At 70.8% G+C, this 13337-nt stretch carries 13 protein-coding genes; 4 read left to right on the plus strand and 9 right to left on the minus strand.

The annotated features are described in order from the left end of the window. Positions 1–4: 4 nt before the first annotated feature. The 4 genes from Apa02nite_RS09755 to proS form a co-directional block, all read right to left on the minus strand. A complete protein-coding gene (locus Apa02nite_RS09755; RefSeq protein WP_067698687.1) occupies positions 5–262 on the minus strand; it encodes an RNA-binding protein in 258 nt (85 codons plus the stop codon). Then, positions 240–776 carry a 30S ribosomal protein S16 gene (rpsP, locus tag Apa02nite_RS09760; RefSeq protein WP_203824739.1) on the minus strand — a complete coding sequence of 179 codons (537 nt, stop codon included), beginning with the start codon at positions 774–776 and terminating at the stop codon, positions 240–242. Before rpsP ends, Apa02nite_RS09755 begins: the two co-directional genes overlap by 23 nt. Before the next feature lie 173 nt (positions 777–949). Further along, positions 950–1597 carry a ribonuclease FAU-1 family protein gene (locus Apa02nite_RS09765; RefSeq protein ID WP_203824740.1) on the minus strand — a complete coding sequence of 216 codons (648 nt, stop codon included), beginning with the start codon at positions 1595–1597 and terminating at the stop codon, positions 950–952. Positions 1598–1599: 2 nt separating this feature from the next. Continuing rightward, entirely contained in the window at positions 1600–3006 is a 1407-nt protein-coding gene (gene proS, locus Apa02nite_RS09770) for a proline--tRNA ligase (protein WP_203824741.1), read from the minus strand. A gap of 83 nt (positions 3007–3089) precedes the next feature. On the opposite strand from proS, the gene Apa02nite_RS09775 reads away from it, so the two are divergent. After that, positions 3090–3575: a SigE family RNA polymerase sigma factor gene (locus Apa02nite_RS09775; RefSeq protein WP_203824742.1), complete on the plus strand. Its 486-nt coding sequence runs from the start codon at positions 3090–3092 to the stop codon at positions 3573–3575. Beyond that, positions 3565–5004, plus strand: coding sequence for an outer membrane protein assembly factor BamB family protein (locus tag Apa02nite_RS09780; protein WP_203824743.1), 1440 nt, complete (start codon positions 3565–3567; stop codon positions 5002–5004). The genes Apa02nite_RS09775 and Apa02nite_RS09780 overlap by 11 nt, the downstream gene beginning before the upstream one ends. An 8-nt stretch (positions 5005–5012) precedes the next feature. Here the strand turns inward: Apa02nite_RS09780 and Apa02nite_RS09785 are convergent, their stop codons facing one another. The 4 genes from Apa02nite_RS09785 to Apa02nite_RS09800 form a co-directional block, all read right to left on the minus strand. Next, entirely contained in the window at positions 5013–6089 is a 1077-nt protein-coding gene (locus tag Apa02nite_RS09785; RefSeq protein WP_203824744.1) for an amidohydrolase family protein, read from the minus strand. An 18-nt stretch (positions 6090–6107) separates the two neighbouring features. After that, on the minus strand, positions 6108–6692 hold the full coding sequence (locus Apa02nite_RS09790) for a Uma2 family endonuclease (protein WP_203824745.1): 585 nt from the start codon (positions 6690–6692) through the stop codon (positions 6108–6110). A gap of 66 nt (positions 6693–6758) precedes the next feature. Then, entirely contained in the window at positions 6759–8306 is a 1548-nt protein-coding gene (gene ffh, locus Apa02nite_RS09795; RefSeq protein ID WP_203824746.1) for a signal recognition particle protein, read from the minus strand. Positions 8307–8370: 64 nt separating this feature from the next. Next, positions 8371–8598, minus strand: a complete 228-nt coding sequence (locus Apa02nite_RS09800; RefSeq protein ID WP_067698703.1) for a hypothetical protein — start codon at positions 8596–8598, stop codon at positions 8371–8373. Between the two features lie 231 nt (positions 8599–8829). Here Apa02nite_RS09800 and Apa02nite_RS09805 point away from each other — a divergent pair, with 231 nt between their 5' ends. Next, on the plus strand, positions 8830–10596 hold the full coding sequence (locus Apa02nite_RS09805; protein ID WP_203824747.1) for a stealth family protein: 1767 nt from the start codon (positions 8830–8832) through the stop codon (positions 10594–10596). A gap of 28 nt (positions 10597–10624) precedes the next feature. Continuing rightward, positions 10625–11887, plus strand: coding sequence for a nucleotide sugar dehydrogenase (locus Apa02nite_RS09810; RefSeq protein ID WP_067698707.1), 1263 nt, complete (start codon positions 10625–10627; stop codon positions 11885–11887). A gap of 934 nt (positions 11888–12821) precedes the next feature. Here Apa02nite_RS09810 and Apa02nite_RS09815 read toward each other — a convergent pair. Continuing rightward, positions 12822–13250, minus strand: a complete 429-nt coding sequence (locus tag Apa02nite_RS09815) for a GtrA family protein (protein ID WP_239164221.1) — start codon at positions 13248–13250, stop codon at positions 12822–12824. Positions 13251–13337: the final 87 nt, after the last annotated feature.

The following is a 13337-nucleotide window of genomic DNA, read 5'->3' on the forward strand; positions in this document are numbered from 1 at the left end:
GCGATCAGTACGCGTCGACGATGTCGACGCGGATGCCGCGCCCACCGATCGACCCGATCACCTGACGCAGCGCCTTGGCCGTCCGCCCGCCGCGCCCGATGACCGTTCCCAGGTCATCGGGGTGCACACGAACCTCGAGCCGCTTGCCGCGGCGCGAGTCGACAAGGCGAACCCGGACGTCGTCCGGGCTGTCGACGATGCCCTTGACGAGGTGCTCCAGCGCGGGCCGGAGCGCCCCGTCAGCTCGCGTCGGCGCCGGCACCGGCCGGGTCCTCAGCCTTCTCGGCGACAACCTCGCGCGTCGGCTCAGCAGCAGCCTCGGCCGGCTTCGCCTCAGCGGCGGCCTCGGCCGGCTTCTCAGCCTTCTCGGTCTTGTCGGCCTTCTCCGCCTTCGCCTTCTTCGGCGTGGCGGCCGGCTTCGTGACCTCGGTCAGACCGGCGGCGGCCTTGGCCTCAGCCTCGTACACCTCGGTCTTGCTGAGCTTGGCTTCCTTGACCAGCAGCGGCGGCGGGGCCGGCAGGCCCTTGAACTTCTGCCAGTCGCCGGTCTTCTCGAGGATGCGCTGCACCGGCTCGCTCGGCTGGGCGCCGACCGACAGCCAGTACTGCACGCGCTCGGACTTGACCACGATCACCGAGGGGTGTTCCTTCGGCTGGTAGATGCCGATGTACTCGATCGCGCGACCGTCGCGCTTGGTGCGCGAGTCGGCGATGACGATGCGGTACTGCGGGTTGCGGATCTTGCCCATCCGCAGGAGCCGGATCTTGACGGCCACGGTTAATTCGCTCCTGATGACTGCGAGGGTGAGCCGAACGGTAACCCACGTGGGGATGCGGGACCGATGCCTCGTGGATTGGCCTGTCGCGCGGGGTTAGAGGGCGCCTCGCGACATGCCGGATACCAACAAGCCATTCTGCCAGACCGGAGACCGGAAATCCCAACCGGGTGTCAGCGGGCGCCGGGCCGGTCCCAGCCGGCCGGCATCGAGGCGGGAACCGGCCAGGCCGGGTCCGGCCGGAAGTCCGTCCAGGTCCCGTCGAAGGGGAACTCACCGGCCTCGATCCGCTTGATCACCCGGCGGCCCTCGGCCCGGACCGCGTCCGGGTCGGGCACCCAGTAGTGCTCCGGGACGGCGAGCCGCTCGGCGAACTCGTCCTCGTCCTTCCACCGCCAGGTACGGTCCGGGGCGATCACCACGTCCAGGTCCTGGTCGATCACGTCGACCCCGGCCAGCGCGCCGTCGTCCCAGCGGACCGCGTGCTCCTCGAGGTTGACGTACCACCCGTCGAAGACGCCCTCCGCCGTGCGGAAGAACCACACCGAGTGGTCGGCGCCGGGCGGGAGGAACTTCAGCACACCCGGGCCGGACCAGGTGGACGGAACCAGCTCGCGCGGAGTCGTCGCCCACTCGGCGAACGGCATGTCCCGCACGCCACGGCCGTCCACGGCGACGTCGACCGTCACGGCGGCACCGCGGGCCAGCCAGATCAGCAGCCCGCGGTCGTCGTCGGTGATCACCCGGCAGAGCCGGACGGTGACCAGCCGGTCCCCCGAGAAGTTCCGGTAGAGGACCGGCCGGCCGGTGTCGAAAGGCACGATCAGTACGAGCGGCCCAGGTAGGCGATCAGGTTCGGCTCCTCGTCCGACTCCGGCATCGTGCCGTCCTCGCGGACCAGGCAGCGCACCGTGACGGCCTTGCCGTTGGCTTCCTTCTCGCCGGCCTCGCCGACCACCGACCACGGCACCCGCGCCCAGCCGGTCTGCGACGCCTCGATCGCCTCACCCAGCGTCTTCACCTCGACGGTGCGCTCGGCACGGAAGGCCAGCGCGTCGTCGTACATCCGCTGCTGGTCGGCCTTGAGCGCGGCCACCACCGCGGTGGTCACCTCGGCCAGCGCGATCGGCGACTTCGTGCCGTCCACCCGGCGGGCCACCACGGCGTTGCCGTTGGCCAGGTCGCGGGGGCCGACCTCCACGCGGATCGGGATGCCCTGCAGCTCGGCGTCGACCGCCCGGCGACCGAACGGGATGTCCGAGCGTTCGTCGAGCTTCACACGTACACCTGCGGTTTTGAGCTCGTCGCGGAGCTGAGTGGCAGCCTCCGTGACGCCCTCGCCCGCCTTGACCACCATGATCTGCACCTGGATCGGCGCGAGCCGCGGCGGCAGCCGCAGGCCGTTGTCGTCGCCGTGCACCATGATCAGGCCACCGAGCATCCGGGTCGAGGTGCCCCAGGACGTGGTCCAGGCGTGCTCGACGGTGCGCTCGGCGGAGGAATACGTGATGTCGAACGCCTTGGCGAAATTCTGCCCGAGCTCGTGCGAGGTGCCCATCTGCAGCGCCTTGCCGTCGCCCATCATGGCCTCGACGGTCATCGTGTTGGTCGCGCCGGCGAACCGCTCGCCCTTGGTCTTGCGGCCGGGCACCACCGGGATGGCCAGCACGTCCTCCATGAACGACTGGTACACGTTGTGGTGGATGTCGCGCGCGTGGTCCCGGGCGTCCTGCTCGGTGGCGTGCGCGGTGTGCCCCTCCTGCCAGAGGAACTCGGTGGTCCGCAGGAACGTGCGCGGACGCAGCTCCCAGCGCACCACGTTGGCCCACTGGTTCAGCAGCAGCGGCAGGTCCCGGTACGAGTCGACCCACTTGGCCATGAACTCGCCGATCACGGTCTCGCTGGTCGGACGGACCACCAGCGGCTCGGCGAGCTCCTTGCCACCGGCGTGGGTGACCACGGCGAGCTCCGGCGAGAAGCCCTCCACGTGGTCGGCCTCACGGCGCAGGTAGCTCTCCGGGATGAAGAGCGGGAAGTACGCGTTCTGGACGCCCTGCTCCTTGATCCGGGCGTCCATGTCGGCCTGCATGCGCTCCCAGATCGCGTAGCCGACCGGCCGGATCACCATCGTGCCGCGCACCGGGCCGTTGTCGGCGAGTTGCGCCTTGGCGATGAGGTCCTGGTACCAGCGGGGAAAATCCTCCGCACGGGGAGTGAGCACACGAGCCATGAGGCAGCATCCTAGTCGCGTCCCGAGTGCAACCGGCCGGGTGGGCATCCCGTGTCCCTCATCGGAGAAGGACGGGGTGACGGATGGATTTCGACGGCTTCTACCGGGACACCTCCCGGCGGCTGTTGCGGTACGCCTACGGACTGACCGGTGATCCGGGTGAGGCGCAGGACCTGGTCCAGGAGGCGTACGCCCGGGCCTGGCAGCGCCGGCGCCGGCTCGCCGGGTACGACGACCCGGAGGCCTGGCTGCGGCTGGTGGTGAACCGGCTGTCCGCGGACCGGTGGCGCCGGCTCGGCATCCGCCGGGCACGGGCCGCCGCCGAACCGCCACCCACGCCGGTGGCCGCGCCGTCCGAGGACGTGGTGCTGCTGGTCCGGGCGATGCGGGAACTGCCGGACAAGCAGCGGCGCGCGCTCGCCCTGCACTACCTGCTGGACCGCTCGATCGCGGAGATCGCCGTCGAGACCGGCGCCTCGCTCGGCACCGTCAAGTCCTGGCTGTCCCGGGGCCGCGCCGCGCTCGCGGTGTCCCTCGGCTCGCTGGAGGGAGCTCGTCGTGTCCACTGATCTGGACGAACTGTTCATGGCGCTGGGCCGGCAGGCCGACGCCGTGCCGCCGGTCCCGCTCGCGGCGGTCAAGGCGCGCGGGCGGCAGCGCAACCGGAACCGGACGGCGCTGGCCGCCGCGGCCGCGGTGCTGCTGGTCACCGCGGGCCTGGGCGTGGCCCTGCAGCGGGAACGGCACGCCGACCCGATCCTGCCGGCCACCACACCGTCCCGGATCCGCGGGATGGCGCCGCTCGGCGAGCCGCTGCGCGTCGCCACCGGGGCGAACTGGACCGCGGCCCGGATCTCCGGCACCCGGGTGATCGGGTTCGCCGGCGCGGCGGGCGGCGGGCACGAGGTGGTGGCCCGGGACACCCGGACCGGGAAGACGCTCTGGACCGTGCGCGACCTCGACGTCAGCTATCTCGGGGTGGCGACCACGGCGACGGCGGTCATTTTCGTACGCCAGACCGGCGAGCAGTCCGAGGCGTCGAGTGCGCCGGTGGCCCGGAGCTTCGAGATCCACGACCCGGCCACCGGGGCGGAGCTCTGGAAACTGCCGCACACCGACCAGGACCGGTTCGTGCTGCACGAGGACGTGCTGGTCCGGCTGGTCGGCGCCACCGGGGCGACCGAGGCCTACGACCTGGTCACCGGTGAGCGGCGGTGGTCGGCCCCGGCCGGCGGCGATCGTCCGCTGTTGATCACCGGGACGCAGACCGGGGCGGACGCGCGGGAGGTGACCGCGGGAGGCAGCGACGCGTTGTGGGACCCGTCCTCGGCGAAGGCGTTCCCGTTCACCGACGACCGGCTGGTCCAGGCGACCACGAAGGGCCGGATCGTGATCCGGGACATCCACACCGGCACGGTCCGCTCGACGACGCCGGGCCCGTCGGAGGCCGGGTCGCTGATGGCGTACGAGGGCATGGCGTACACCACCACGGGGCCGGTCATCCGGGCGACCGGTGTCTCGTCCCGCGTGGTCTACGAGCCCCGCACCCCGTGGTACTCGGACGACTTCTTCCCCTGCGGACGCGACCGGCTCTGCGTCTTCGAGTCCGACGAGCAGGAGTCGCGCCTGCTCCTGATCGACGCGACCACCGGCGCGACGCTCCGGACGACCCCGGCGCCCGTCACCGGCACCGCCGCGGTCCGCCTCGGCCACATCATGACCAGTGCCGGCGGCGACAAGGGCACAGCGCTCTACGACGAGAACGGAACGGCGCGCTACTCCGACGCCGGGGTCGGCGGGTTCATCGACGACGGCAACGCGCTGACCATGACCCGGGACGACGACGGCCGGTTCGTCGTCCGGGGCGTCTCCAACATCGACTTCCAGCCGGTCGGGCTGGGGTCGACGCCGGAGCTCTCCGGGCGCTGCGACTGGAACGCGGAGTTGCTCACCTGCCCGACCGGGACGGAGCTGCGGACCTGGCGGTTCACCCGCTGACCACCGCGTCAGCGGATGACGGCGCCCCGCAGCACGATCCGGCGGGGCGCCCGCACCACCCGCAGGTCCTTGCGCGGGTCGGCGTCGTAGACCACCAGGTCGGCCAGGCCGCCCTCGACCAGGCCCGGGAAGCCCAGCCACTCCCGGGCCCGCCAGGACGCGGCGGCCAGCACGTCGACGGCCGGGATGCCGGCCTCGTGCAGGTAGAGCATCTCCTCGGCGGCCAGCCCGTGCCGGATCCCGCCGCCCGCGTCGGTGCCCACGTAGATCGGCACGCCGGCCTCGTGCGCGGCGAGCACCACCTCGGGGAAGTTGTCCCGCAGGGCGATCATGTGGTCGGCGTATCCGGCGAACTTGTCCCTGGCCTGCTCGGCGATCTTCCCGAACGTCCGGATATTGATCATCGTGGGCACCAGGGCGGTGCCCCGCCGGGCCATCTCGTCGATCAGCTCCAGGGACAGGCCGGTGCCGTGCTCCACCGAGTCGACCCCGGCCTTGACCATGACCTCCACACCCTCCTCGGAGAACGTGTGCACCGCGGCCCGCGCGCCGGCCGCGTGCGCCGCCTCGACCGCCGCCGTCATGGTCGCCGCGTCCCAGCTCGGGGCCAGGTCACCGACCTCCCGGTCGATCCAGTCGCCGACCAGCTTCACCCAGCCGGTGCCGGCCTTGGCCTGCGCGGTCACCGCGGCCGCGACCTCCTCGGCGGCCACCTCCACGCCGATGTCCCGCAGGTAGCGGCGCGGGGCCGCGACGTGCCGCCCGGCGCGGGCGAGGCGGGGCACTCCGGGTTCGTCATCAAGTTCGGGGTACGGGTACGGCGAGCCCGCGTCCCGCAGCGCCAGCACCCCGGCGTCCCGGTCGGTGTGGGCGAGGTCGCGCGCCTGGTCGAGGGAGGTGACGGGTTTGGCGCCGTACGCGATCCCGAGGTGGCAGTGCGCGTCGACGAGCCCCGGCACGATCCACCCGCCGTCGCTGATCGTCTCGGCCTCGGCCACCGGCTCGAAGGTGACCCGGTCCCCGACCAGCCACAGATCCCGGACCTCGCCGTCGGGCAGGACAGTCCCACGCACATGCAACGCCATGGGAACAGTCCTACCGGATCACGACTCCTCTTGCGCAGCGAGGTACTTGTTCCGCAGGGCGGTCAACGCCAGAAGATTGATCTTGACCGGAAACGGCTCATCCGTCTCGAAGATCTCGCTCGTGTTGGAGACGATCTCGTAGTCGCCGTTGCCACCAGGCTGGAACTCGGTCAGCACCAGGCCGTGAGAGAAAGTCGGATCGATAACCCAGTAGTGCTTGAGCCCCGCCGCCGCGTAGACCTTGGTTTTGGCGTGCATGTCACGGAAGTGCGAGGTCGGTGAAACGATCTCCACCACCAAGATGGCCTTGTCGACGGGCACAGGAGTTCGCATCATCTCGCTGTCCGCGATGACGGCAACGTCAGGACGAGGCTCGCTGCACTGGTCGATATCCAGCGACATGTCAGGAACGGCGACGTACCCCTCGGGGCAACCCGGTCGCAACGCCAACACGATCTCAACGCCGAGAAGCTGATGAAAGGTGGTGGGCGAGGGCAAGATCAGCCTCCCGTCGATCAATTCATAGAAAAGATCCGGCGGAAGAAGCTTCAGGTCGTCGACGGTCCAGTCCTGCTTGTCAGGCAGTCGCAGAGCAGCAGTCATGATGTCCTCCTCGTTGGGATCGACACTCATGCTACTTGCCCTGCGACTAGTTGCTCCATGCCAACCTCAGCTGTCCTTGCCGTTCGGCTTGTTCAGCTTGTTGAAGTCGAGTTTCGGCAGCTTGAAGCCCGGCGGCATCCCGCCACCGGCCAGCGCGCCCGGGTCCATCCCCGGCGGCAGCTGCGGCATCCCGCCCGGGAAACCACCGGGCAGCCCGGCCGGCATCCCGCCGCCACGCGGCCGGTTGTTCTTGCCCTTGCGCTTGTTCTTCGAGGACTTCGTGGCGCTGCGGCGACCGCCCGGCAGGCCCATCATGCCGCTCATCTGCTTCATCATCTTCTGCGCGTCGGTGAACCTGTTGAGCAGCTGGTTCACGTCCATCACGGTGACGCCGGAGCCGTTCGCGATGCGCAGCCGGCGGGACGCGTTGATGATTTTCGGCTCGGTGCGCTCCTTCGGCGTCATCGAGCGGATGATCGCGGTGACCCGGTCGAAGTGGCTGTCGTCCAGCTCGGCCAGCTGGTCCTTCATCTGGCCCATGCCCGGCATCATGCCGAGGATGTTGGCGATCGGGCCCATCCGGCGGACCGCGATCAGCTGGTCCAGGAAGTCCTCCAGCGTGAACTGCTCGCCACCGAGCAGCTTGTTGGTCATCTTCTCTTTTTGATCGTCATCGAAGGCCGCCTCGGCCTGCTCGATGAGGGTCAGCACGTCACCCATGCCGAGGATCCGGCTCGCCATCCGGTCCGGGTGGAAGACGTCGAAGTCCTCGAGCTTCTCACCGGTGGAGGCGAACAGGATCGGCTGGCCGGTGACGTGCCGGACGGAGAGCGCCGCGCCACCGCGGGCGTCACCGTCGAGCTTGGAGAGCACCACGCCGGTGACGCCGACGCCGTCGCGGAAGGCCTCCGCGGTCTGCACCGCGTCCTGGCCGACCATGGCGTCGATGACGAAGATGACCTCGTCGGGGTTGACCGCGTCCCGGATGTCGCGGGCCTGCTGCATCATGTCCTCGTCGATGCCGAGACGTCCGGCGGTGTCGACGATGACGATGTCCTTGGCGGTGCGCTTGGCGTGCTCGATCGAGTCGCGGGCGACCTTGACCGGGTCGCCGACGCCGCTGCCGGGCTCCGGCGCGTAGACGTCGACGCCGGCCCGGGTGCCGACCACCTGCAGCTGGTTGACCGCGTTCGGTCGCTGCAGGTCGGCGGCGACCAGCAGCGGCTGGTGCCCCTGGCCCTTGAGCCAGCGGGACAGCTTGCCGGCCAGCGTGGTCTTGCCGGCGCCCTGCAGGCCGGCCAGCATGATCACGGTGGGCGGCTGCTTGGCGAACGTCAGCCGCCGCCCCTCGCCGCCGAGCACGGTGATCAGCTCTTCGTGCACGATCTTGATGATCTGCTGGGCCGGGTTGAGCGCCTGGGAGACCTCGGCGCCGCGCGCCCGCTCCTTCAGGTTGGCGATGAACGCCTTGACCACCGGCAGCGCAACGTCGGCCTCCAGCAGCGCGAGACGGATCTCGCGAGCGGTGGCGTCGATGTCGGCATCGGTGAGCTTGCCCTTGCCGCGGAGCTTGGTGAAGATCCCGGACAGGCGGTCACTCAGGGTGTCAAACACAGTGCGACTTCCCGTTGGTCGTTAGTGATGGCGTCGCCGCAAGCCTAGCCGTAGCGGACGACGCTCACCGGTTCCGCATCCGGTACGTCTTCGTCGCCGCCTCGATGCGCCGCTGAGTGCGGGTGCCCGGGGCGATCTCGCGCTTGATCCGGCCGTACAGCCAGAGGCCGCCGCCGACCACCAGCGCCGCCACGATCAGGTAGAAGAACGCGCCGAACAGCAGGTGGGCCACCCAGCTCACCACGACCACGCCGCCGATCACCGCGAGCAGGTACATCACTGCCTTGCCCATAACCGTTCCTCCAGGTCTCGACTACCTACCACCATGCCGGGTCCACGCAACGCCCCGCATCGGCCGACCCCCTGAGACGGTCCCCTAGGGGTGGGTGATCCGGAATAAACCCCAAAGAGGTTCATCGAGCCGTATACCACTGTTAAAGGGCATAGACCGCAACTTCCGTCTCAAGCGCGCCGTTAAGGGTCGCGTGGCCGGTTGGCTGACGTGCGGCGAAAGGACGACGGCGTGACTCTGCGGCGGATTCTGCGGCAGACGCCCTGGCCGATCCGGCGACGGATCTTCCAGGCCGCCGAGAACCGGGTCCTGCCCCGGATCGCGCCGGAACGACGGCTCCGGGTCGCCCGGGCGCTGATGCCGCTCGGCCCGGTACGCCGGGACCGCGCCGCGGCGGCCGGCCGGATCATCCGGGTACGCACCCCGCACGGCCGGCTGGGCGCCCGCGTGGTCGTCACCGGCAGCCCGGTCGAGGTGCGCCGGGCCAACCTGGACCGGGTCGTCGAGGCCCTCGAGCTGGCCGGGGTGAACTGGTTCCGGGTGCCGTCGGTCGACCCCGGGAAGACTGCTGTGGGCGTACCGGAAAAGGACAGCGACCTGGTGGCCGGACTCCTGGCCGGAATCGTCCGCCGGGACCACGGGATGGTGCGCCCGAGTGGCCCGAAGGGCCGGGAGAGTCGGGTGCTGGCGGTCTGCTGGCCGGTCACCGACCCGGACGGCAACGTGGTCCTGGGGCCGGAACACGCCTGCGAGGTGGAGTTCTGGCGGGCCGAGGAGCGCGGCCTGGTCGCGCCCCGCCCCAACCCGGTGGCCTGGAGCATCCCGGCCGGCGAACCCTCGGTGATCGCCGCGGAGCCGGTGTTCGGCCCGTTCAGCGCGCCGGACGACACCACCGCCTACCGGACCCGGCGCACCTTCACCACCGTCGACCCGGACCGGATCGGCTTCCCGATCGACGTGGTCTACACCTGGGTGGACGGCGGCGATCCGGCCTGGCAGCGGCGCAAGAACCGGGCCCGCGCCGAGAACGCCTGGGTCGGCGACGTGAACGGGCAGGCCGCCAACGACTCCCGCTGGATCAGCCGGGACGAGCTGCGTTACTCGATGCGCGCGCTGCACAGCTTCGCGCCCTGGGTACGCCACGTCTACCTGGTCACCGACGACCAGGTGCCGGCCTGGCTGGACCTGAACCACCCGCGGCTGACCCTGGTCACGCACCGGGAGATCTTCGGCGACGCGGGCCGGCTGCCGACCTTCAACTCCCAGGCGATCGAGTCGAAGCTGCACCGGATCCCGGGGCTGGCCGAGCACTTCCTCTACCTCAACGACGACGTGATCCTGGGCCGCCCGGTCACCCCGGACATGTTCTTCACCCCCGGCGGGCTGACCAAGTTCTTCCCGTCCGCGTCACTGGTCGACCCGGCGCCGCGCGGGCCCGGCGACCGGCCGGCCGACTCGGCGGCGAAGAACAACCGGCGGCTGATCCGGGAGACGTTCGGCCGGGTGCTGACCCGCAAGATGATGCACACCCCGCACCCGTCCCGGCGCAGCGTGCTCCGGGAGATCGAGGAACGGTTCGCCGAGCAGGTACGCAGCACCGCGGAACACCAGTTCCGGCACCCGGACGACGTGTCGATGCTCTCCTCGCTGCAGCAGTACTACGCGTACCTGACCGGTCAGGCCACCCCCGGGGAGATCCGCTACCGGTACACCGACCTGGCCGACCCGGTCACCCCGTACCGGCTGGCCCGGCTGCTGCGCTCGCGGAACGTGGACGCGTTCTGCCTCAACGACGTCGACGACGGGCACGCCACCCGGGCCGAGCAGGAGGCCCTGCTGGCCGACTTCCTGCCGGCGTACCTGCCGTTCCCCTCCCCCTTCGAGCTGCGCCGGCCGCGCGGCGCCACGGCGTCGCCGGCCGCGCTGGCCGCCCTTTCCCGCCTGCCCGCCGGTCCCCGCCGGCCGGTCGGCGAGGTCGCACTCCCCCCGGTCGCCTAACCCATCCGCTACACGCAAGGAGACTCCCTTGAGTTACGACGTGGTCATCCTCGGCCTGGGGTATGTCGGACTGCCGCTGGCCCAGCAGGCGATCCGGGCCGGCCTGTCGGTGCTCGGCTTCGACGTGGACGAGACCGTGGTCAAGTCACTCGCCGACGGCCGGTCGCACGTCGACGACCTCAGCGACGACGACATCGCCGCGATGCTGGCCGGCGGCTTCCGGCCCACCTGCGACGAGACCGAGATCGCCCAGGCGCGCACCGCGGTGATCTGCGTGCCCACCCCGCTCTCCGAGGGCGACGGCCCGGACCTGCGGGCGGTCACCGGCGCGACCGGGTCGGTGGGCCGCAACCTGCGCCCCGACATGCTCGTCGTGCTGGAGTCGACCACCTACCCGGGCACCACCGACGACGTGGTCCGGCCGCTGCTCGAGCAGCTCTCCGGGCTGACCGCCGGGATCGACTTCAAGCTGGCGTTCTCCCCGGAGCGGATCGACCCCGGCAACCCGGTCTACGGCGCGCACAACACCCCGAAGGTGGTCGGCGGCTACACCGCGGACTGCACCACGGCCGCCGCCGAGTTCTACGGCCGGTTCGTCGAGACCGTCGTGCGGGCCCGCGGCACCCGCGAGGCGGAGACCGCGAAACTGCTCGAGAACACGTACCGGCACGTCAACATCGCGCTGGTCAACGAGATGGCCCGGTTCTGCCACGAACTCGACATCGACCTCTGGGACGTGATCCGCGCGGCGTCCACCAAACCGTTCGGCTTCCAGGCGTTCTACCCCGGCCCGGGCGTCGGCGGCCACTGCATCCCGATCGACCCGAACTACCTCTCGCACAACGTGCGCAGCAAGCTCGGCTACCCGTTCCGCTTCGTCGAGCTGGCCCAGGAGATCAACGCGACGATGCCGGCCTACGTCGCCCGCCGCGCCCAGAACCTGCTCAACGCGGACGGCCAGGCGGTCCGCGGCGCGACCGTGCTGCTGCTCGGCATCACCTACAAAGCCAACATCGCCGACCAGCGCGAGTCACCGGCCACCCCGCTGGCCCGGCAGCTCACCGCCCTGGGCGCCACGGTCGCCTACCACGACCCGCACGTGCAGACCTGGGACGTCGGCGGCGTCCCGGTCTCCCGCACCGACGACCTGGAGGGCGCGGTCACCTCCGCCGACCTGGTCATCCTGGTCCAGAACCACCGCGAATACGACGTCGACCATCTGGCCAGGCTCGCCAAACGCTTCTTCGACACCCGCGGCGCCACCACGATCCGCGAAGCTCACCGCCTCTGATTTTCCTTTTCGGTACGGGCTGCCCCTCCCCAACCGCACCAGCGAAGTCCCGTGGCGGCGAACGCGAGGCAGTCCGTGCTCCCGACCGACACCGCGCGCGCCGGGGCGGTGCAGGTGGTCCCGGCCCAGAGCCCCACCCCCAACCCGCACCCACTCCCGGGGTCGCGTCGTCGCGTCGTCGCGTCGTCGCGTGGTCGCGTCGTCGCGTGGTCGCGGTGTTGCGTGGTTGCGGGGTCGCGGTGTTGCGGGGTCGCGGTGTTGCAGGATCGCGGTGTTGCAGGATCGCGGTATGTGGCGGGCCGTCGGTGGCTGGGGCTGGCTAGCCAGGCGGGGGCGCTGTTGTGTCACGGTCCGGCACGCCGCCCCCGATCGCCGCTGGGCACGGCCGTCCCAAAAGGTAGGCGTCTCATCCCGGCAGCTGGTCCGGTCCCGGCCCGGCTGGCCCTCACGGCCCTTTCACGCCTGCCATAACGGCCACCAGGCCCAGCCGAGCTCACTCGGCTGGGCCTCAGCGGTGCCTCAGCCGCCTTGAGACACCCCCACGCACCAGCCCGCGCCAGCCGAGCCCGCGGCTGGGCCCCAGGGGTGTCAAAGCGGCCCTGAGGCACCCCTGCGCGCCAGCCCGGGCCACGCGGCTGGCCCCCAGGGGTGTGTCGAAGGCCTTGAGGCACCCCTGAGGCCCAGCCGGGGCCGCGCGACGAGTGCTGCCGTTGCGGCGAGGCGGGGCGGATCTGACCAGCTGCCGGGACCGGACGCTCACCCTGCAGGAAGCCCTGACCAGCAGAAACCCCGGGTGGCGTGGCGGACCGTGACCCGACGGCTCCCCCGCCTGGCTAGCCGGCACCAGCCAGCGATCAACCGGGAGCGGGACCGGTCAAGGAGCGGGCAGGGCCGGGTCGGCACCAGCCTGCGGTCTGCCGGGAGCGAGGGCCGGTCAAGGAGTGGGCAGCGCCGGGTCGGCACCAGCGTGCGGTCTACCGGGAGTGGGCCGGGTGGGGGTGGCGAAGGTCCAGCGGGAGTTGAGGGAGTAGTTGATCAGCGGGATCAGGGTGAGGGCGATCGGCTGGACGATCGGATAAGGGGTGGAGAGGAGTTCCGTGCCGGTCCAGAGGACTGCGGTGTTGATGGTGAAGGCGACCGCGGTGACGGTCAGGAACTTCGCGCCGGCCAGGGCGTGGCCGGCGGTGGAGCGGAAGACCCAGGCGCGTTGCAGCAGGTAGGAGACCGCGATGCTGGCGAGGAAGCCGGCCGTCGAGGCGAGTACCGGGCGGAGGTGGAGCACGTGTACCCCGGCCAGGCCGATGGCGAAATGGGTGAGTGCGCTGGCTCCGCCGCTCAGGGCATATCGGACCAGCCGTGCCACTTTCGGGCGCCGCAGCACAGCGGCAAAGAATCGGGCCACGCCGCCGGGCAAACGCACAAGATCAGACACCGCGCGAGACAAGACCGC

The sequence above is a fragment of the Actinoplanes palleronii genome (assembly GCF_016862315.1).
Lineage (GTDB): Bacteria > Actinomycetota > Actinomycetes > Mycobacteriales > Micromonosporaceae > Actinoplanes > Actinoplanes palleronii.